The sequence below is a fragment of the Bacillus cereus group sp. MYBK222-1 genome, assembly GCF_051916425.1.
In the GTDB taxonomy this organism is placed as follows: domain Bacteria; phylum Bacillota; class Bacilli; order Bacillales; family Bacillaceae_G; genus Bacillus_A; species Bacillus_A paranthracis.
The window spans coordinates 1,980,203-2,001,222 of the sequence record NZ_JBQAGP010000001.1 but is presented as its reverse complement, the minus strand read 5'-3'; the positions used below and the strand labels follow the sequence as shown (position 1 = coordinate 2,001,222).

The window sequence follows — 21,020 nt, the reverse complement described above, 5'->3', positions numbered from 1 at the left end:
AATATTTTTACTTTAATTTCTTTTAAAAACCGGGTAATCCACTGGGATAAAGGCGTTTATGAAGGTTTTCACATGCAGTAAAAAACACCTGTTCACTTGAAAGAACAAAAAATGTTTGTTAAGGTAGGGAACCATAAGCGAAAACAAGAAAATAGAAAAAGTCATTTTTCGAAATTTTGAATGGCTTATGTAACTAAGGGAGAGATTTGGTGAAGATTGAGATTATGGTTTCGCTTGCTATTTATATGGCAGGTATGTTGTATATCGGTTATTGGTCTTATAAGAAGACATCCGATTTATCAGATTATATGTTAGGCGGAAGGGGACTCGGTCCAGCAGTTACAGCTTTATCAGCTGGTGCTTCTGACATGAGTGGTTGGATGCTAATGGGATTACCTGGTGCGATGTATGCGACAGGGTTATCAAGTGTGTGGATTGCGATAGGTTTATTAATAGGTGCTTATGTAAACTATTTAATTCTTGCCCCGCGTTTGCGAACGTATACAGAAGTGGCTAATGATTCAATTACGATTCCAGACTTTTTAGAGAATCGATTTAAAGATCGTACGAAAATACTTCGTTTTGTCTCCGCTATCGTCATTTTAGTATTTTTCACATTTTATGCGTCGGCTGGTTTAGTATCAGGTGGACGTTTGTTTGAAAATTCTTTTAACCTTGATTATAAAATTGGTTTATTTGTAACTGTTGGTGTCGTAGTTGCTTATACACTATTCGGTGGTTTTTTAGCAGTAAGTTGGACCGACTTTGTGCAAGGGTGTATTATGTTTATTGCTCTCGTATTAGTACCAATTGTTGCTTTTACAGATGTCGGTGGTGTAACAGAAACATTCAATACGATTAAGCAAGTTGATGCATCGCATTTAGATATGTTTAAAGGGACCACAATTCTTGGTATTATTTCCTTTTTAGCATGGGGTCTTGGGTATTTTGGTCAACCACATATTATTGTCCGCTTTATGGCAATTACCTCTATTAAAGATTTGAAAACTTCTCGTAGAATCGGTATCGGTTGGATGACGATTTCAATTATAGGTGCAATGCTTACTGGTCTAGTTGGTATTGCTTATTACGCTAAAAATAATGCGACATTACAAGATCCGGAAATGGTCTTTGTAACATTCTCAAATATTTTATTCCATCCGTACATTACTGGATTTTTATTATCAGCTATTTTGGCTTCGATTATGAGTAGTATTTCCTCGCAATTACTTGTTATTTCAAGTGCAGTAACGGAAGATTTCTATAAAACATTTTTCCGTCGTAACGCAAGTGATAAAGAACTTGTATTTATCGGTAGACTGTCAGTTTTAGTAGTAGCTATGATCGCAGTTGTTTTAGCGTATCATCCAAGTGATACAATTTTAACACTCGTCGGTTATGCTTGGGCAGGATTTGGTTCAGCATTCGGACCTGCCATTTTATTAAGTTTATATTGGAAGAGAACGAACAAATGGGGCGTTCTTGCTGGAATGATTGTTGGTGCAGTAGTTGTAATTACTTGGGTAGAAATTCCAAGTTTAAAAGCGACTATGTATGAAATGGTACCTGGATTCTTCTGTAGCTTATTAGCTGTGATTGTTATAAGTTTATTAACGAAAGAACCAGTTAAAGCAATTCATCGTGAATTTAATGAGATGGAAGCAGTGCTGGAAGAAGAAACGAAATGATCAGCGAAGAGAGTAAACGAAACTGGCGTTTACTCTCTTTTTATTTAAAATGAAAATAAGGAACTTGTTGACAACTAAAAGTAAGTAACTTATAATAAATTTGAGTTCGAGTTAATTTGTACTTTGAATAAAGATTTCAAATGGATTAAATATTTTTTTAATAATTATCTCGAATTTGAGATAATTTAAGGAACTGGAAGTTAATGTGTAATTTTAAAATCAATATCTCGAATTCGAGATAAAATTATCATGACGGATTTTACTAGTCAGTATGGACAAAATGAATAATGAATCTTAATGTAAAGCAATTTTTATAATGGAATAAAAAAGGAGTGGAAGAAATGGAAAAGAAAACAATGGGCATCCACCATATTACAGCGATTGTAGGGCATCCACAAGAAAATGTAGATTTTTACGCTGGTGTGTTAGGTTTACGTTTAGTGAAACAAACAGTGAATTTTGATGATCCAGGTACGTACCATCTTTATTTTGGTAATGAAGGAGGAAAACCGGGAACAATTATTACGTTTTTCCCATGGGCAGGTGCTCGTCAAGGAGTTATTGGTGACGGTCAAGTAGGAATCACTTCTTATGTTGTACCAAAAGGGGCAATGGAGTTTTGGGAAAATAGATTAGAAAAATTCGATGTTTCGTATACAAAAATGACTCGATTTGGGGAACAGTACTTAGAATTTGATGATCCACATGGTTTGCATATAGAATTAGTAGAAAGAGAAGAAGGCGAATTAAATAATTGGACTTTTGGGGAAGTTACGCCAGAAGTAGCAATTAAAGGATTTGGCGGTGCAGTTCTTTTATCAACGCAGCCTCAAAAAACTGCTGAACTGTTAGAACATATCATGGGTCTTGAGAAAATTGGAGAAGAGGGTGAATTTGTTCGATTCCGTTCTTCTGCTAATATTGGCAATATTATTGATTTGAAATTATCGACAATCGGACGCGGTCAAATGGGTGTTGGTACAGTTCATCATATTGCTTGGAGAGCGAGTGACGATGCTGATCAGCTAGACTGGAAAGAGCATGTGTCCCGTTTTGGATACCACGTAACTCCTGTACAAGATCGAAATTATTTTAACGCAATTTATTTTAGAGAACACGGTGAAATTTTATTTGAAATTGCAACAGATCCCCCTGGTTTCGCTCATGATGAATCGTTAGAGACGATGGGTGAGGAATTAAAGTTACCGGAACAATATGAAAAACATAGAAAACAGATTGAACAAACGCTTTTACCATTTGAAGTGAGAAATTTAGATTAAAGTGATTGAAAGGGGAAAAGGATTATGATGAAACATGTTTTTCAAAAAGGAAAAGATACGTCAAAACCAGTATTGCTATTACTTCATGGTACAGGAGGTAATGAATTAGATTTATTACCACTTGCAGAAATAATGGATCCGGAAGCTTCAGTATTAAGTGTCCGTGGAAATGTATTAGAGAATGGGATGCCACGTTTCTTTCGTCGATTAGCAGAAGGTATTTTTGATGAAGAGGATCTTATTTTCCGTACGAAGGAATTAAATGAGTTTTTAGACGAAGCTGCAAAAACATATGAATTTGATAGAAATAACATTGTAGCTATCGGTTATTCAAATGGAGCAAACATTGCGGCAAGCTTATTATTCCACTACGAAAATGCGTTAAAAGGTGCTGTGCTTCATCACCCAATGGTGCCTAGAAGAGGAACACAATTGCCTAATTTAGCTGGGAAATCCGTGTTTATTGCTGCTGGGACAAATGATCCAATTTGTTCATCTTCTGAGTCAGAGGAATTGAAGCTACTATTAGAAAATGCAAACGCTAATGTAACAATGCATTGGGAAAATAGAGGACATCAATTAACGATGGGTGAAGTAGAAAAAGCAAAAGAATGGTATGGAAAAACAGTTCTATAAGTATAAATAATAAAAGAAGCATCTGCTAATCGTTAGCAGATGCTTCTTTTATTATTTAAGACTGGATTGCAAGGTGAGGTGAAGAAAGTGGTAGGTGAATATCAACGACCGTACCTTTATTTAATTCACTTGAAATGTGTAATTTACCATGATGTTCTTCAATTATTTTGTAACACATCATTAATCCTAGCCCTGTGCCTTTTTCTTTTAAACTATAAAAAGGTTCGCCTAAACGGGAGATACGATCTTCTGGGATACCGCAACCTTCATCGATGATCCGTATTAAGATGAAATTACCCTCTAATGGTTTTGTTTGGATGAAAATATTTCCGCCATTTGGCATTGCTTCAATCGCATTTTTTAATATATTTATAAAAACTTGTTTTAATTGGTTACCGTCACATTGAATGTCATATACGTAATCAAAATGATCCATAATGATATGAACGCTATGCATAATTGCGGTTGGTAAAATAAATGTAACTACCTCTTCAATTAAAGTTTGTATGTTACAAGTTTGGATTGCTAATACTTGTGGTTTAGACATCGCCATAAATTGACTCGTGATAGATTCCATCTGTGAAATTTCACTTAACATAACATCGATATACCACTTCTGCTCCTCATTTATTTCAGGGAGTAGCAATGTTAGAAAACCTTTTAGAGAAGTGAGTGGATTTCGAATTTCATGAGCAATTCCAGCTGTCAGTTGTCCGACTACTGCGAGCTTTTCAGATTTTCGTAATAACTTTTCCGTTTCCTTTAGCTCAGTAATATCTCTTCCCATTACGATAAGACCTTTACGGGAGCCGTCAGGGTGATAGAGAGGAACTTTCGATATACTTAAGATTAGGTCGAAATCATCTCTATGAATAATAAATTCTTCACCATGAAGAATTTGTCTTTGTTGCCATGCTAATTCATCGACTTCTTCACAATGTAAAAAAGCTTCTCGGTACGCTTCATTATATTGAATGAGTTCACTATCTTTTTTTCCGTGGTAAGGTACATGATGGAAATTGAAGCAAGAAAGTGCGTAGTCATTTGCCTCAAGCCAGCGCCCTTCATGATCTTTAAATATAACAAACGCAGGCATGGAGTTTACTAATGTGCGTAATCTCTTCTCACTTTCTTTCAGCTTTTTCTCAATTCTTTCTGATTTTTCAAGAGGCTTCATAATGGCATATACGCCAGTTAGACGATTTTGGACAAAAATAGGAACTAGTTTTGTCACGACATCTAATAAGAATCCATCTTTATGATAAATAGATAAAATATACTCTTGTTGATTATCCGCTTCCGTATTCTTTATATTTTGTAATACTTGCTCAGAAATATGAGCTTCTAAAATCGAGGTAATGCTTTTTCGCTCTAATTCTGAAGAAGTGTAACCTAGTATTCTTTCAGCAGAAGGATTAGTGTGTATAATAATTCCCTCTAAATTTAATGAAATAATACCATCAGGGTTGTGTTCGAACAGAGATGCGTACATTTCTGCTAATGAACGATCTTGTATATGGTTTCGCAAACGTCTAGAAATGTTCGGATGACGTTTTTTTTGAGTTGATGAATATTTTTTACGACTCATAATAGTTCCTCCGTACAAATAGCATCTAAAAAGATTTGTCTATTCATAACTATAATATAGATGTAACGTGTATTTCTATAAAAAATGGAAGTTATATAATAAATTTTGTTTTCTTTATTTTGGAAAAGTACGTATAGGGTGGTAATAAGGGGAGCTTATATTGTTTTATAAATCATTTGTAAGTTACAGGAGTAGGTTTTCCTTATAACATTAGGGTAGAAGAGGGGGAGAGAAAATGAGAACTTATATTCAAGGGATCGATCATGTACAAGTAGCTGCGCCTGTAGGGTGTGAAGAAGAAGCGCGCGAGTTTTATAGTAATAAAATTGGTATGGAGGAAATCCCAAAGCCAGAGGAATTAAAGAAGCGCGGTGGGTGCTGGTTTAAGTGTGGAAATCAAGAGATTCATATCGGAGTTGAGCAAAACTTTACCCCAGCTAAAAAGGCACATCCGGCTTTTTATGTTTTAAACATAGATGAATTTAAACAAGCGTTAATACAGCAAGGCATTGAAGTAATAGATGATCATGCACGACCAGATGTAATTCGATTTTATGTGTCAGATCCGTTCGGAAATCGAATTGAATTTATGGAAAATAAAAACTAGGTGGAAATCCACCTAGTTTTTTAACCTTTTCTAAACAATCCTAATACTTCAACCGTTTCTGTAATGTTAACAAATGCATGAGGGTCAATTTCAGAAATTGTTAATTTCATACTTGCTAATTCTTCACGAGAAATGACTGTCATAAGTACACGTTTCTTTTCGCTAGAATAAGCACCTTCGCCATCAAGTAATGTAATGCCACGTACAACAGTTGAAAGAAGTTGTTTTTTCATTTTTTCTGCTTCATTTGTTACAATCATAAGTGTAACCTTCCGATGTTTCGTATGAATAGCATCAATAACTTTACCAGTTACATAAATCGAAAGTAAGCTTGTAAGAGCAACATCCCAAGTGAAGAAGAATCCTGCAATGATTACAACGACTGCATTTAAAATAATAAGGAATCCGCCAAGTTTAATATCTCTTTTGCGAGATAACAACATACCGATAATATCAAATCCACCAGTTGATCCATTACAGTTAAAAACAAGACCGATACCAGCTCCGGCAATAACACCACCAAAGATAGATGATAAAAGTGGATCTGTTGCTACGACTTTCACTGGAACATAGTATAATGCAACAGATAATACAATAACAGAGACAATCGTGTTAAAAATGACTTTTTTTCCAAGACCTATGTATCCTAAAATAAGGATAGGTAAGTTTAATACAAAGTTAATAATACCTGTGTTTACAGGAGTTACAATCCCTAAAATAATAGCAATTCCGCCAATTCCACTACTTAAAATTTTGTGGGGGATAAGGAAAAGATTAAAGGCAATCGCAATAATAATAGAACCAATAATAACACCAAGAAATCTGACCATCTCTTTCCCGTCCTTCACTGAAAAATTCATATTATTTCAAGATTATATATGATATTGAAAGTTTTGGGTAAAAACAGTTTATTTCGGAAAATTAGATTAATCAAAAGAATTTGAGTATTTTACCATTTGAAAGGGGATACAGTTGTGAAGATAAAAACATATCAACAGAAAAGCCCGTTGAAGCAAGAATGTGAGGATTCTTATTTTTGTAATGAAGAAAAAAAGATTTATGGTGTATGTGACGGTGCAACACCACTTGTCCCATTTCGTGATGAAAAGGGACATAATGGAGCATACATCGCTTCACATTTATTTGCAAGTTATTTTAATTCATTCCGCGAAAATCATAGTTTACAAGTTGCAGTTGCAAAAGCAAATGAAGCATTGCAAAGAAAAATGTTAGCATATGGAGTAGATACGAGAAAGAAAGAGCATTTGTGGTGCACATGTATCGCGGCAGTCCAAATAGTTGGTGAGAAAATTGAATACGCACAGTTAGGGGACTGTATGATTGTCACAATATTTCGAAAAGGAACGATGCAAGTATTAACGAAAGATACGGTTGAAGGAATTAGTAAACGAGCAAAAAAGAAAAGAGAAGAAGATCGTAAAAAAGGGTTATCTGTACCAGAAGAACATGTTTTTCAAGATGTGCGAGAACAGTTAAAATACAATCGTTATCTTGCAAATGTGAAGGGGGGATATTCCGTTGCGAATGGAATGAAAGAAGCAATTCATTATTTGCAGCATGGGGAATTACATGTAGATGAAGTGAGTGGGATTTTTATTTGTTCAGACGGATTATTCCACCCAGATTGGCCACTCGAACAAACTGTTGCATATATAAGAAAGAATAGTATAAATGAATATGTAGCAATTATTGAAGAGTTAGAAGGGGAAAAGAGAATACGACCAGATGATAAAACAATTATGATGATTGATTTTTAAGGGGGATATTCAAATGGAAATTAAATGTGTAAATTTAGCATTTCAAGATGAATTAGTTCCTTTAGAAAAAGTAAACAAACTGATTATTCACCATACATCCGAAGATGGATGGGATGTGTATAAAACACATGAATTTCATCAAAAAGTAAGAGGGTGGAGCGGGATCGGTTACAATTATTTTATTGAAGAAGATGGAACTGTAGTCGAAGGACGTGGTTTACATATTGGAGCACATGCGAAAGATCATAATAGAGATACAATTGGAATATGTATGACGGGTAATTTTGATAAATATGATCCAACTACCGCACAAATGAATGCATTATATTCTTTATGTAAAATGTTTATGAATCGGTTTGCTATAAAGAAAGAAAATATACTCGGTCATAGGGAGCTAGAAGGCGTTACAAAAAGTTGTCCTGGAAAGCGTTTTTCTATGGTAGAGTTAAGAAACATACTATCTTACATATAGAGGAGTAATAAACGATGATGAATATAAAAATACCAAATGATAAAAAAGAAGAGCTTGTAGCACAAATTCAGCAATTTTTCGTTGAAGAAGATTTAGATGAAATTGGACGTTTCCAAGCAGAGCGTTTAATAGAAGAAATGATTAAATTAGTTGGACCATTTGCATACAATCAAGCAATTGGAGAGGCAAGAAAGCTTGTAACAGAGAAACTATCTAATATTGAAGAAGATTTGTATGTGTTAGAGAAAAATGAAGGGAAGTAAGCTTTCGTCAATTATAAAATAAGTGTTATGTCACGGCCTTTTTCGATGTTTTATTTGGAAAAGGCCGTGACATTTTTTTATTGTCATCAGGGAAATAATGAAACTTATTCCTCTATCTCGTACTCCATTCTTTTGCCATTTCATCATGATATGCTTCTGTCCAATGATATGGTTGCAACTCTTTTAAAGGTTTAAAAATAATATCTTGTTTAGCATTTGTAATCGCACACTGTACTTTTGGTCCCCAATAAAATAAACGTTCTTGGCATACACCACAAGGCGAGAGTACCTTTAATTCAGAATGCTCATTTTCTCTCGCAAGACAAATAGAATGTGTAACTTTCTTTTGAAATTTATGAGCTTCTAAAATTGCACCTGTTTCCATACAAAGTTCAGTTGAAGCATTTATTACATCCGGAGCAACGCTTGTATAAATTGTTCCATCTTCTACACGAATCGCTGCGGCTCCACCCCAATCGTTTGGATATCTTTGTTCAATTAACTGTTTCACCACATCATATGATTGTTGCTCAATATTCAATTTCTTTTCCTTATTTCTGCCCAAATTCAGGGTTTTTTATTTCGGAATATTCTTTCTTTTATCATGATAACATAAACAAAAAAATAGAATGAACTTTTAATTTCAAGCCATCTTTTTTGCCAAAAGGAACGTTTTTTATAAAAAAATTGAGATTAAAAATATATTATCTTAATTTTATCTTTTTTTAATAATTTGTTTATGGGCAATTTATAGTTCCTATTTATAATTCCTATATATAGCAGCTATTGATACTACAAATAAGAAATTTGGATGTGTAACACTTTGTATTCCATTAGCTGTAATCAAAATTTATAACATAAATTGCGCACATAGAATCTTCTTTTGAAAGAAAAGTGGTGTAATTATTTGTTAAATGAAGGAAGGGATTGGGAAGCTATGAATAAAACAATTTTAAAAACATGTATCATATCAGCAGTTTTAGGTGGAAGTCTATTAAGTGAAACGACTGGAGAGGTGAAAGCAGAAGTAGTTACACCAAACACGAATCATACTGGGGTATTCAAAGATGTTCCAAAGGGGCACTGGGCATATGAGGCGATTCAGCAATTAACAGACGAGAAAATCATTTTCGGCTATGATGATGGAAGATTTGGTTTTGGAGATAACGTGACACGCGAACAAGTTGCAGCTTTACTATATCGTTATTTTAATTTGGCAGAAGACAAAAATTATCAGAACCCATATGGAGACGTAAGTGAAGATTCGACAAGTTATATAAAGGAGATTTTGTCTTTAACAGAAATGGGCGTTTTTAAGGGTGACGAGCATGGGAATTTTAGACCGAAGGCTTCCTTAACGCGTGCAGAAATGGCACAAGTTCTTACAAATGCTTTTCATTTAAAGGCAAAGAGTGATCACACTTTTAATGACGTTTCAACGAACTCATGGGCAAGCAATGCAATTAGTGCTGTTCAAACAAATAATATTGCAAAAGGAGTAGGCGGAGGAAATTTTGCTCCAAATATGGATGTGACGCGTGAACAGTATGCACAATTTTTATACAATGCAATACAAGAAACTAAGCAAACTCAAAAGACGAAGGGGCAACAACTAGCTAGTATACTTGGTGAAACAAACTGGCAAGGGACAAAAGTCTATGACAAAGATCATAATGATGTAACGAAAGAAAATCAAAATTTCATCGGGCTTGCAAAGTATGATGCTAAAACGGCAAGGTATGAATTTTTTAATGCAAGTACAGGAGAGAGTCGTAATGATAGCGGTACCTTTTTTATAACGAATGATGGAAAGAAAAGAGTACTAATTTCTGAGACGCAAAATTATCAAGCAGTTGTTGAATTAACGCAATTAGATAAGGAGAAATTTACATATAAAAGAATGGGGAAAGATACAAAAGGGAACGATGTAGAGGTGTTTGTTGAACATATTCCGTACCATGAAAAAGAACTTTCTTTCACGCGGCCTGATAAAAATTTAGAAAGTTCGACAGGTAAAATAGTTAAAGATGTTGATGGAGATGAAATTTTATCTAGTACACTATGGAACGGAACGGTGGTATTAGACGACCAAGGTAATGATGTAACAAAATATAACTCAAACTTAATCAGTCTAGCAAAATACGATAAAAATACAAATAAATACGAGTTTTTCAATGTGAATACTGGAGAAAGTCGTGGAGACTACGGTTTCTTTGATGTTGTACATGGTAATAAAATAAGAGCTCATGTTTCGTTAGGAAATAATAAATACGGTGCAGTTCTTGAACTTACAGAATTAAATAAAGAGAAATTTACGTATACAAGAATGGGGAAAGATGCGAATGGAAAAGATATAAAAATCTTTGTTGAGCATGAACCGTATACAGGTGATCTAAAACCAAATTTCACAAAGTAAGCCTTTACTGTAGCAAAGGCATTATGTTAGAAAATGTTAGTAAGGAAAAGCTTAAGGGTTGGGTAATTAAAATAGTTATTTATAGACAAATAGATGCCTTGAGGCATCTATTTGTCGTTTTAAAATGATTTTTTATGGGTGCAATTTCTCTTTTCTCAAATCTAGTAACTTACTACTTGCACAACCCTACATTTTCGTTTTTTATTTATTTTCTTTATTCTCTTTATATTCATTAACTTTCTTTTTTACATTACCGACAGTATCTTTAGCAGTGCCTTTTACCTTATCCCATTTTCCTTCAGCTTGTAATTTCTTATTATCAGTTACTTTCCCGACAACTTCTTTTACTTCACCTTTTACTTTATCAATAGCACCTTCTACTTTTTCTTTTAAACCATGATCATGTTTAGTCATACATTTCTCCTCCTTGTAGTTTGATTAGAATGCTCTTTTCATATTGCAAGTTGAATGATGTATCTAGCAATAGCGTAACAGATTTAGTTTGAATATTCAAATGATTAATAGAGTTGAAAAGGAATTGTCATAAAGTGTATAAAGTTGTAATGAGAAGAGAAAGAATGTTAATTATATGTTTTTGGCGGTCCAGATTGATTTTGTATAAGCGATCTTCATATGGGCACGTTCCATATTATTTTGACTGCTGCTACCGAATCTTGCTTGTCCGACTATTAAATGACAATTGGATTCAATAGCTGTCTCAATTCGTTTTTGAATTAAGGCAGTATGACAACCTTTACGCTGAAATTCTGGCAAAGTAGCAGAAGCAGCTAATGATGCGACACCCTTATTTATATACAGGACACCAATGCCAGCAGGAATGTTTTGAACTTCAGCTATGAAAAAATGCCATCCTGGTTTATCGTAGAGAATTTCGTTATTTTGGCGCACACCATCTTTTGTAAAGGATGGCATGTTAAATCCACGTACATATATGTCTGCAAAAACATCAAACTCATTTTCTTTTAGTTTGCGTACTGAAATGTTAGAAGGAAGAAGGGACGGATCTTCTCGCGGTGTACTATATAAAGCGGTATGGAAGCTAGATTGATAAAAACCTTTTTCAGATAAGTATTGAAATAGTTCAGCTGTACCTTGCGCTGGTGTAATTTCAAAACGGCAAGGAATTTGTAGTGATTGATAATAAGAGAGAATCGCATCTATCTCATCTGTATTTGTAAAGGTAACGCCTTTTACTGTATTAAAAGCAGGACCAGCAATTACTTTTGATGAAAAGGCAGTGGCACTACCGAACTTTTTCACTTGTACCTGCATTGGATTTCCGTCCATTGCTTGTAATAGTGCTAATCTAGAAGAAAGCATATGTATTTCTGCGTTTTCAATTTCTTGTGCGGTATTGATTGTCATAATTGTACTCATGAGATTCCCCCGTCAATAAATATATTTCATAGTACATATACGATGTTTGTTCTGAGATTCCTGTTGAAATGTAAGAGAATAAGAGGTTTTTTGGAAGGGAAATGGAAGTGAACTGTCGAAGGGAGTAGAAACAGATTAAAGGTGGTGCTCTCATGAAACAGAAAGACGTGCAGACATGCTCTAATTGTGGTTCTCAAAATATAGGAGAAGGTGAGTTTGTCGGTTATGCACAAATACGGAAAAAGGAGACGATGTTCACATCTTCACCAGTAGATGCTTATATTTGTACAGATTGCGGGAATGTCCTTTTATTAAAAGTACGACATTATGAAAAGTTTAAGCAGAAGCCGTTATGATTATTAAAAAGTGTTTTTATTAGGGAAGTTAATAGGAGAAATATTTACATATATATGAATATGCCTTATATAAAGAGATGACAACATATACTGTGTGGGATGCTTATGAATCGTTGCACAACGTACAAAAATGTATAGAAGAAATTGTGAATTAGTATGAGAAAGAAAAATTAGCTCATCTTAGAATATTTCATATCGAAAACTCCTTTAAATAAATAAAGGAGTTTTTATTTTCGGGTAACAATAATTACCTTTAATTGTTATAATTGGTTATTGAGATGGGAGGTTTTTATTTACACCATAATCATAAAAGAAAACTAGCTAAATTGTATAGAAAACCGCTATATAACACATTCGCAACCGTAAGTTGACAAAGTGCAACCGCAGGAAGATAGAGATAAAGGCAATGTTTACATACAATTTAGGTAAGAAAACAAAGGGGGACACACACATATGGGATTTGGTGAAAAGCTTTTTAAATTAAGAAAGGAAAAGGGCCTTTCTCAAGAAGCATTAGCTGAGAAATTAAACACAACAAGGCAAGCGGTTAGTAAATGGGAAAACGGTCAAGGTTTTCCTGAAACTGAAAAGTTAATAATGATTGGAAATGTTTTTGAAGTATCACTCGACTATTTATTAAAAGAAACTGCAGAGAAAAGTAATGAAAATGTGGATGGCTATTACGTAAGTCAGGAAATGGCAGAAGGGTATGTAGCGTATGGACAAAAAATTTCTAAATATATAGCGCTAGGATTTAGTTTACTCATTTTATCTACAATACCATATTTACTATTTAAAGAAGATGCAACAATGTCGACATTCCTTGTCATTATTGTTGCTGTTCTTGGAATTGGAGCGATGATGGTACCTGTAATGATAGAAGAAAGTCGATACAATGTATTAAAAAAGGAAGAATTATTATTTGATCAAAACTTTCTAAAAGAATTGACAACAAGATATGCAATTATTAAGAAAAAGTATGCTGTAGTAATAATCGTTGGATTTTGTTTTATAGCAGCAGGAGCGCTACCTTTTTTATTTGAGAAAAAGCATATCACTTCAGGAGAATTAGTCCAGTATCACCCTTATTGTGTTGTACTTATTGCTATTGGAGTTTATCTTTTTGTTCGTGTGTTAGGAGTATTAGAGGCGTATCGAATTTTAGTAGAAAATAAAGAATATAGTAATCGTCTTATTTTTAAACTGAAAAAGAAAGTGAGAGAAAAAGTGGATAATTTTTAATAAATGAAAACATATTTTTATGAAAAGTTAAGATAGGAGTGTAATGATGTCAAATCTTCTAGAAATTGAAAATTTAAGTAAATCATTTGGAAACAAAGTTGTTTTAAGAGATGTTTCCTTCAATGTGCCGTCTGGATCAATTGTTGGATTCATTGGTGACAATGGAGCAGGGAAATCAACAACCTTTAAAACAGTACTAGAATTAATTTCTAAAGATAGTGGTACAGTAAAAATATTTGGTGAAGAAAATATAAATAAAGATGCCAAGATTAAGGAAAAGATAGGAGTCGTATTTGATGCTATGAATCTACCGGCTCATCTTACGATAAAGCAACTAAACAAAGTTTTTGAAAAGATGTTTGAATCTTGGGATCAAGATAATTTTTATCGATTAGTTCATACTTTTTCTTTACCTACTAATGAGAAAGTAGGTAAATTCTCGCGTGGAATGTCCATGAAACTAACTATAGCTGTTGCGTTATCGCATAATGCAAAATTATTAATTCTAGATGAAGCGACGGGTGGTCTCGATCCTTCATCTAGAGAAGAGGTGTTAGAGGAATTAAAAAGTTTTGTGAGTAAAAGTAATGGTGGTATACTACTTTCTTCTCATATTATGAGTGATGTAGAAAAAATAGCTAGCCATCTTATCATTATAAAAGATGGAGAAATTTTATTGAACGAAGAAAAGGATAAAGTTTTGAAAAGTTACTCCATTGTAGACGTTGATGAAGAACAATTAGCTTTAATTAACAAAGATATAGTTGTGGCTAGAAGGAGACTTGGTTCATATTTCAATGTACTCGTATCAGATATATATAAATTACCAAGTGGTATTGCTCATAGAACCATCTCGATAGAAGAAATAAGTGTCTTATTAACGAGGAGTGAAAAATAAATGAGAGGTTTATTATTGACAAACTATTATCTAGTGTATCGAACTTTCTTTATGTTCATGGGAATAGCGATATTGGGAGCTGGATGCGTTTTTTATTTTGGTAATGCTTCAATGTACCGTTTAATTGCTACGTTTATTATCTTTTTTGCTGCAATTCCTGCACTTGAAGTTATTAAATATGAGAGTAAGTCAGGTTATGAAAAATATGTACTTACTTTACCAGTTACTAGAAATAACATTGTGCAAAGTCACTACCTTTTCTATTTTATAGTTGTAATTATTGGTACTTTATTATCGTATAGCATATTTTACGTACATGCTTCAATTTCAGGTACGCCAATTGATGATGGTATATTTAAGAGTGTTTCTTTAGGGACGTTTATCATCCTTAATGCCGGAGCAATAGCCTATCCACTCCTCTATATTTTTGGAGCAGAAAAATCTGATGCTATTACAATTGGAGGCGCATGCGGGGGACTTGTTACTTATTTTGGATTACAAAGTGTAATTGGCTATCTAATAGAACAATTTCCAATATCAAATTTAAATTCATCTTTATATGCTTCCATTCTATATACGATATTTGGCGTTATCATATATATCTTTTCTTTTGTTATTTCGGTATTTATATATCGTAAGAAGGAATTTTAGCATATCTTCTCTTAGTATTTTCTGAATTATTTCCAAAGAAATAATTCAGAAAATACAGAAAAATGTCGCGATTATTTGTAGAAGTCTGTTATAATAAACGAAAAATGAAAACGCTTTAAAGGGGGATATAACCAATATGATGATGAATGTACCGCTAACAATTAGTTCTATGATGGAAAGAGCAGAAAAACTGTTTTCGAAGAAAGAAATTGTTTCACGGACACATGACACAGTTACGACATTAACGTATAAGCAGTTAGGTGAAAGAACGAGAAGGCTTTCCAGTGCGTTAAAAAAATTAGGAATTAAAGAAGGCGAGCGTATAGGAACGTTAGCGTGGAATCATCATCGACATGTGGAAGCGTATTTTGCTATTCCTGGTATTGCTTCCGTTTTACACACAATTAATATTCGTTTATCTCCTCAACATATTTCATACATTATTCAGCACGCAGAAGATCGAATTCTACTTATTGATGAAGATCTTGTACCACTTGTTGAAAAAATTCAATCTGAATTATCAACTGTACAAGCCTACATTATTATGACTGATAAAGATGGACTTCCAAATACTACGCTAGAACCTGTATATCATTATGAAAAGCTATTAGAAGAAGGCGATCCAAATTTCCAATTTGTAAAAGATATTGATGAAAATACACCTGCTGGTATGTGTTATACGTCAGCGACTACAGGAAATCCAAAAGGTGTTGTATATACGCATCGTAGTACTGTACTGCATTGTATGGCACTCGGTTTAGCGGATACAGCTGCTTTATCGGAAAGTGACGCGGCGATGGCAATTGTACCGATGTTCCATGTGAATGCTTGGGGACTTCCTTTCGCTGCTACTTGGTTTGGATCAAAACAAGTTCTTCCAGGACCGATGTTTACGCCGAAAATTTTATTAGAAATGATTCAATCTGAAAAAGTGACGTTAGCTGCTGGTGTGCCGACAATTTGGCTTGGTGTATTACAAGAGTTAGAAAATAATAGTTATGATTTATCTAGTATGACGAGAATACTATGTGGTGGTGCAGCCGCACCGAAAAGTGTTATTAAAGCATTTGAACAGAAACACAATGTTCCTTTCATCCATGCATATGGTATGACCGAAACAAGCCCACTCGTAACACTTGCACGTTTAAAAAGTTATGAAACAGAATTATCGTATGAAGAGCAATTAGAAATTAGATCAAAGCAAGGGTATCTTGTCCCTGGTGTAGAAATGAAAGTAGTCGGTACAAATGGTGAAGTGAAGTGGGATAGTACGGAGATGGGAGAACTATGTTTACGAGCGCCATGGATCGCTGAAAGCTATTATAACGATGATCGTACTGTAGAAGGCTTTCGCGATGGATGGTTATATACAGGAGATGTTGTCACAGTCGATGAGGAAGGCTGCGTAAAAATTGTCGACCGTACGAAAGATGTGATTAAAAGCGGAGGCGAGTGGATTTCTTCAGTAGACCTTGAAAATGCTTTAATGGCACATGATGCTATATTTGAAGCGGCTGTCGTTGCTGTTCCTCATCCGCAGTGGCAAGAGCGCCCTGTTGCCTGCGTCGTTCAAAAGAAAAATAGTACAGTTACGAAAGAGGAAATATATGAGTTTTTAAAACCACAGTTTGCGAAGTGGTGGTTACCAGACGATATTGTATTTATGGAAGAAATACCGAAAACATCTGTTGGGAAGTTTTTAAAACAGGCGCTTCGGAAAGAACTTGAGCATTTGCATAAAGAGAAATAATGGAATTTATATTTGTAAACCTAATTTAAAAATAAGTTGACAAACGCTAAATAGAAAGATAATATAACTCCTATAATATGTTATCTAAAAATCATTTTGAGTTTACAAATAGGAGAAGCAAATATGAATACAAAAAATTTAGTTTTCGTCGCTTTATTTAGTTCTATTATGGGAGTGTTAGGGTTAATACCTCCAATTGCTCTTTCTATTACACCAGTTCCAATTACATTACAATCACTTGGTGTTATGCTTGCTGGTGGATTGTTAGGATCACGTCTTGGTGCATTAAGCCAGCTTATTTTCTTACTTATTGTAGGAGTTGGAGCGCCATTACTTGCTGGTGGACGTGGTGGCTTTGGCGTATTTGTTGGGCCAAGTGCAGGATATTTACTTGGTTATATCGTTGGAGCATTTGTCATTGGTTACTTAATTGAGCGTTTACGTGAAGTTTCTATTATAAAAGTATTATGTATTAATATAATTGGTGGTATTTTCGTAGTTTATGTATTTGGTATCCTTGTGCAAGCTTTCGTAATGGATATTTCTGTATGGGAAACGATGAAAGTGAGTGTTGTGTTTTTACCAGGTGATTGCATAAAAGCGATTATAGCAGCAGTTCTTGTAACAAAATTACACCGTTCATTGAAATATATTATTACGCCTGCTCTAAAGAGAAGCAAATATACAAATGCGGGATAAGAAAGAGAAGAAACACGTTCGTTGCGTGTTTCTTTTTATTATTTTGGAAAGAAAGGACGTCTCATATGGGTATTACAAAAGAATATAAAAAGCATGCCTCTTTACAACCAAATAAAATAGCAATTAAGGAAAATGATAGAGTTTTAACATATGAAGATTGGTACGAGTCAGTATGTAAAGTAGCGAATTGGTTGCACGCAACAGAATCGAAGAGTAAAAGAGTAGCAATTGTATTAGAAAATCGTATAGAGTTTTTACAACTATTCGCTGGTGCTGCTATGGCCGGATGGGTTTGTGTGCCATTAGATATAAAGTGGAAAAAGGATGAGCTAAAGGAAAGACTAGCAATCAGTAATTCAGATATGATTATTGCGGAACGATATAAATTAAATGATATTTCCGATGAAGAAGGAAGAATAATTGAAATTGATAAATGGAAACAAATAATAGAGAACTATCTTCCTACAGAGCACATTGTAGAAAGTTTACAAGATGCTCCTTTTTATATGGGATTTACATCAGGATCAACAGGAAAGGCAAAGGCATTTTTACGTGCGCAACAATCGTGGGTTCATAGTTTTAATTGTAATATACATGATTTTCATATGAAAAAAGAAGACTCTATTTTAATAGCTGGAACGCTCGTTCACTCTCTTTTCTTATACGGTGCAATAAGTGCATTATATATAGGACAAACCGTACATATTATGAGGAAGTTTATTCCAAAACAAGTGTTGGACAAGTTAGAAATGGAACATATTTCGGTCATGTATACAGTTCCGACAATGCTAGAATCTTTATATAAAGAAAAAAGAGTAATAGAAAATGACATGAAAATTATTTCGTCAGGAGCGAAATGGGAAGCTGAAGCGAAAGAAAAAATAAAGAATATATTCCCTGTTGCAAAAAAATACGAATTTTACGGTGCATCAGAACTAAGTTTTGTAACAGCATTAGTTGACGAAGAGAGCGAAAGAAAGCCCAATTCAGTAGGGAAACCTTGTCACAATGTGCAAGTGCGAATATGTAATGGAGCAGGAGAAGAAGTAACGAAAGGCGAGATAGGAACTGTTTATGTGAACAGTGATCAGTTTTTTATGGGCTACATATTGGATAAGGTTTTAGTTCCAGAGTTGACTGCAGATGGCTGGATGACAGTGCGAGATGTAGGTTATGAAGATGAAGAAGGCTTTATTTATATTGTCGGTAGAGAGAAGAATATGATTTTATTTGGAGGAATTAATATTTTCCCAGAAGAAATAGAAAGCGTATTACATGAACATCCAGCTGTTGATGAAATAGTTGTAATTGGTGTGGAAGATAGTTACTGGGGTGAAAAACCTGTCGCCATCGTAAAAGGAAGTGCTACGAAGCAACAATTAAAAAGTTTTTGCTTACAACGATTATCCTCTTTTAAAATACCGAAAGAATGGTATTTCGTTGATGAAATACCGTATACAAATAGCGGGAAAATCGCTCGTATGGCAGCAAAAAGTATAATTGAAAACCGGGAGAAGATATATGAATAGAGCGGTTATTGTAGAAGCAAAAAGGACACCTATTGGTAAGAAGAATGGGATGTTAAAAGGGTATGAAGTTCAGCAATTAGCAGCACCTCTTCTTACATTTTTAAGTAAAGGAATTGAGAGAGAAATAGACGATGTTATATTAGGGAATGTTGTTGGACCAGGAGGGAATGTTGCAAGATTATCTGCTTTAGAAGCAGGACTTGGATATCGTATTCCTGGTGTAACGATTGACCGGCAATGTGGTGCCGGATTGGAAGCGATCCGCACCGCATGTCATTTTATTCAAGGCGGGGCCGGTAATTGTTATATTGCAGGAGGAGTAGAGAGTACAAGTACATCACCATTTCAAAATAGAGCGCGATTTTCACCAGAAACAATTGGTGATCCTAATATGGGAGTGGCGGCTGAATATGTTGCAGAGCGTTATAATATAACGCGAGAAATGCAAGATGAGTACGCTTACCTTAGTTATAAACGGACACTGCAAGCATTAGAAAATGGATATTTACAGGATGAAATACTTTCTTTTAATGGATCTTTTGACGAAGCTATAAAACGAGAAATGAAGTATGAAAGAATGATTAAAAGAACAAAACCCGTATTTTTACAAAATGGTACAGTAACGGCCGGTAATTCGTGCGGTGTAAATGATGGAGCATGTGCCGTTCTTGTAATGGAAGAAGGGAAAGCCCGAAAATTAGGATACAAGCCTGTTCTTCGTTTCGTTCGTAGTGCTGTAGTTGGAGTGGATCCAAATCTTCCGGGGACTGGTCCGATATTTGCGGTGAACAAATTATTAAACGAAATGAATATGAAAGTAGAGGACATCGATTATTTTGAAATAAATGAAGCGTTTGCTTCAAAAGTTGTTGCTTGTGCAAAGGAGTTACAAATTCCATATAAAAAATTGAATGTCAATGGTGGAGCAATTGCGCTTGGTCATCCATACGGTGCATCTGGGGCTATGCTTGTAACGCGCTTGTTTTATCAGGCGAAACGAGAGCGTATGAAATACGGAATCGCGACGTTAGGAATAGGGGGCGGAATAGGGCTTGCACTATTATTTGAGAAAGTAGAAGACTAGCAAGGAACTAGTTCTCTACTTTTTGAGGAACATAAGCATTGCTACCAGGCTTTGCTTTTATTTCGTTCCAAGCAGCGATAGCATCAGCTTTTGATTTTCCTTTGTTATTTGGATCTTCGAAAAAGTCACGAGTAAAGCGATTGTATTCAAACTGCGCGCTGATAGTTGTTTTATATGTAGGGTCTTTTTTTCGTTCGTTTTCTTCATACCAAAACGTTATCGCATCTTCATATGTTTTTCCAATATTCTCTTTAAAAAACTTTTGAAGAGCTACTGTAAAGCGGAATTTTGTTCCGATTTTTTCTTTAAAAAAAGCACGAACATCTTCGCTACAGCGGTGATTGTTAGTAATAATCGTTTGAAGAGAAAGGTCTTTATAAGAGAGGGAAGTTTTACTCGCTTTTGGACCAGAGCTGTTTTTTAATATTTTACCAGTATGTAAATAATGGGAGATACGATTGGCTATTTCAATCTTAGAGCCACTAGCTGGCAACCCATGCTCACGACAAAATGTTTGCAGTTCTTCTTTTAACCAATAATAGTTTTGGAAATCTTCAAGTGATATAGACTTTGTTAAAGGTGGACGCATGAATGTAACAACTTCTTTCTTCCATATTTTTCTTTAATTATAAAACGTACGTTCTTTTTATGGAAGGATTAATTTGTAAATATAATGGGAAGAGAA

General features: G+C 34.5%; 22 protein-coding genes and 1 pseudogene. 17 read left to right on the top strand and 6 right to left on the bottom strand.

Going from position 1 to position 21,020, the window contains the following annotated elements; genetic code table 11:
- The first annotated feature begins 209 nt into the window (after positions 1-209).
- The 3 genes from putP to ACTFR9_RS10290 all read left to right on the top strand — a co-directional run bounded on the left by putP (position 210) and on the right by ACTFR9_RS10290 (position 3,604).
- Positions 210-1,688 (top strand): sodium/proline symporter PutP, encoded by a 1,479-nt coding sequence (gene putP, locus ACTFR9_RS10300; RefSeq protein ID WP_229136651.1) that lies wholly within the window; start codon positions 210-212, stop codon positions 1,686-1,688.
- Between the two features lie 341 nt (positions 1,689-2,029).
- Complete coding sequence (locus ACTFR9_RS10295) at positions 2,030-2,968, top strand: ring-cleaving dioxygenase (protein WP_000412746.1); 939 nt, start codon at positions 2,030-2,032, stop codon at positions 2,966-2,968.
- 24 nt (positions 2,969-2,992) lie between these two features.
- On the top strand, positions 2,993-3,604 hold the full coding sequence (locus tag ACTFR9_RS10290) for an alpha/beta hydrolase (RefSeq protein ID WP_000975470.1): 612 nt from the start codon (positions 2,993-2,995) through the stop codon (positions 3,602-3,604).
- Positions 3,605-3,659: 55 nt separating this feature from the next.
- Here ACTFR9_RS10290 and ACTFR9_RS10285 read toward each other — a convergent pair whose 3' ends face one another.
- Complete coding sequence (locus ACTFR9_RS10285; protein WP_000087671.1) at positions 3,660-5,192, bottom strand: BA3702 family sensor histidine kinase; 1,533 nt, start codon at positions 5,190-5,192, stop codon at positions 3,660-3,662.
- Between the two features lie 235 nt (positions 5,193-5,427).
- Here ACTFR9_RS10285 and ACTFR9_RS10280 point away from each other — a divergent pair, with 235 nt between their 5' ends.
- The gene (locus ACTFR9_RS10280; RefSeq protein WP_001261472.1) at positions 5,428-5,799 is read left to right on the top strand and encodes a VOC family protein; all 372 of its coding nucleotides are present in this window, start codon (positions 5,428-5,430) and stop codon (positions 5,797-5,799) included.
- A gap of 20 nt (positions 5,800-5,819) precedes the next feature.
- On the opposite strand, the gene ACTFR9_RS10275 is transcribed toward ACTFR9_RS10280, so the two are convergent.
- Positions 5,820-6,629, bottom strand: a complete 810-nt coding sequence (locus ACTFR9_RS10275) for a YitT family protein (RefSeq protein WP_000251335.1) — start codon at positions 6,627-6,629, stop codon at positions 5,820-5,822.
- 126 nt (positions 6,630-6,755) lie between these two features.
- On the opposite strand from ACTFR9_RS10275, the gene ACTFR9_RS10270 reads away from it, so the two are divergent.
- From ACTFR9_RS10270 to ACTFR9_RS10260, 3 genes are read left to right on the top strand one after another with little or no spacing between them, the layout of a single operon-like run.
- Positions 6,756-7,577 carry a protein phosphatase 2C domain-containing protein gene (locus ACTFR9_RS10270; protein WP_001997998.1) on the top strand — a complete coding sequence of 274 codons (822 nt, stop codon included), beginning with the start codon at positions 6,756-6,758 and terminating at the stop codon, positions 7,575-7,577.
- A gap of 13 nt (positions 7,578-7,590) precedes the next feature.
- Positions 7,591-8,049, top strand: a complete 459-nt coding sequence (locus tag ACTFR9_RS10265; protein WP_000402952.1) for a peptidoglycan recognition protein family protein — start codon at positions 7,591-7,593, stop codon at positions 8,047-8,049.
- Positions 8,050-8,063: 14 nt separating this feature from the next.
- Positions 8,064-8,312: a DUF2164 domain-containing protein gene (locus ACTFR9_RS10260; RefSeq protein ID WP_000981073.1), complete on the top strand. Its 249-nt coding sequence runs from the start codon at positions 8,064-8,066 to the stop codon at positions 8,310-8,312.
- A gap of 112 nt (positions 8,313-8,424) precedes the next feature.
- Here ACTFR9_RS10260 and ACTFR9_RS10255 read toward each other — a convergent pair whose 3' ends face one another.
- Positions 8,425-8,853, bottom strand: coding sequence for a cytidine deaminase (locus ACTFR9_RS10255; protein WP_229136652.1), 429 nt, complete (start codon positions 8,851-8,853; stop codon positions 8,425-8,427).
- A 396-nt stretch (positions 8,854-9,249) separates the two neighbouring features.
- Here ACTFR9_RS10255 and ACTFR9_RS10250 point away from each other — a divergent pair, with 396 nt between their 5' ends.
- Positions 9,250-10,728, top strand: a complete 1,479-nt coding sequence (locus tag ACTFR9_RS10250) for a DUF4822 domain-containing protein (RefSeq protein WP_002170180.1) — start codon at positions 9,250-9,252, stop codon at positions 10,726-10,728.
- A 201-nt stretch (positions 10,729-10,929) separates the two neighbouring features.
- On the opposite strand, the gene ACTFR9_RS10245 is transcribed toward ACTFR9_RS10250, so the two are convergent.
- Together ACTFR9_RS10245 and ACTFR9_RS10240 are read right to left on the bottom strand one after the other, a co-directional pair.
- Positions 10,930-11,142, bottom strand: a complete 213-nt coding sequence (locus ACTFR9_RS10245) for a CsbD family protein (RefSeq protein WP_000160413.1) — start codon at positions 11,140-11,142, stop codon at positions 10,930-10,932.
- Positions 11,143-11,313: 171 nt separating this feature from the next.
- Positions 11,314-12,126 carry a GNAT family N-acetyltransferase gene (locus ACTFR9_RS10240; protein ID WP_000104264.1) on the bottom strand — a complete coding sequence of 271 codons (813 nt, stop codon included), beginning with the start codon at positions 12,124-12,126 and terminating at the stop codon, positions 11,314-11,316.
- 152 nt (positions 12,127-12,278) lie between these two features.
- Here ACTFR9_RS10240 and ACTFR9_RS10235 point away from each other — a divergent pair, with 152 nt between their 5' ends.
- The 9 genes and pseudogenes from ACTFR9_RS10235 (at position 12,279) to ACTFR9_RS10195 (ending at position 20,335) form a co-directional block, all read left to right on the top strand.
- Positions 12,279-12,482 carry a hypothetical protein gene (locus ACTFR9_RS10235; RefSeq protein ID WP_000810212.1) on the top strand — a complete coding sequence of 68 codons (204 nt, stop codon included), beginning with the start codon at positions 12,279-12,281 and terminating at the stop codon, positions 12,480-12,482.
- A gap of 18 nt (positions 12,483-12,500) precedes the next feature.
- Positions 12,501-12,634, top strand: a pseudogene (locus ACTFR9_RS10230) (GNAT family N-acetyltransferase); the annotation flags it as partial.
- Between the two features lie 301 nt (positions 12,635-12,935).
- Positions 12,936-13,724: a helix-turn-helix domain-containing protein gene (locus ACTFR9_RS10225; protein WP_000505602.1), complete on the top strand. Its 789-nt coding sequence runs from the start codon at positions 12,936-12,938 to the stop codon at positions 13,722-13,724.
- Positions 13,725-13,770: 46 nt separating this feature from the next.
- A complete protein-coding gene (locus ACTFR9_RS10220) occupies positions 13,771-14,622 on the top strand; it encodes an ABC transporter ATP-binding protein (protein WP_000067330.1) in 852 nt (283 codons plus the stop codon).
- A complete protein-coding gene (locus ACTFR9_RS10215) occupies positions 14,623-15,273 on the top strand; it encodes an ABC-2 transporter permease (RefSeq protein ID WP_061184629.1) in 651 nt (216 codons plus the stop codon).
- Between the two features lie 136 nt (positions 15,274-15,409).
- Positions 15,410-17,023, top strand: coding sequence for a long-chain fatty acid--CoA ligase (locus ACTFR9_RS10210; protein ID WP_061184628.1), 1,614 nt, complete (start codon positions 15,410-15,412; stop codon positions 17,021-17,023).
- A gap of 123 nt (positions 17,024-17,146) precedes the next feature.
- A complete protein-coding gene (locus ACTFR9_RS10205) occupies positions 17,147-17,722 on the top strand; it encodes a biotin transporter BioY (protein ID WP_001093330.1) in 576 nt (191 codons plus the stop codon).
- 65 nt (positions 17,723-17,787) lie between these two features.
- Entirely contained in the window at positions 17,788-19,251 is a 1,464-nt protein-coding gene (locus ACTFR9_RS10200) for an acyl-CoA synthetase (RefSeq protein ID WP_061184627.1), read from the top strand.
- On the top strand, positions 19,244-20,335 hold the full coding sequence (locus ACTFR9_RS10195; protein ID WP_076855420.1) for an acetyl-CoA C-acyltransferase: 1,092 nt from the start codon (positions 19,244-19,246) through the stop codon (positions 20,333-20,335). The genes ACTFR9_RS10200 and ACTFR9_RS10195 overlap by 8 nt, the downstream gene beginning before the upstream one ends.
- A 7-nt stretch (positions 20,336-20,342) precedes the next feature.
- Here ACTFR9_RS10195 and ACTFR9_RS10190 read toward each other — a convergent pair whose 3' ends face one another.
- Complete coding sequence (locus tag ACTFR9_RS10190) at positions 20,343-20,924, bottom strand: DUF6434 domain-containing protein (RefSeq protein WP_001247754.1); 582 nt, start codon at positions 20,922-20,924, stop codon at positions 20,343-20,345.
- Positions 20,925-21,020: the final 96 nt, after the last annotated feature.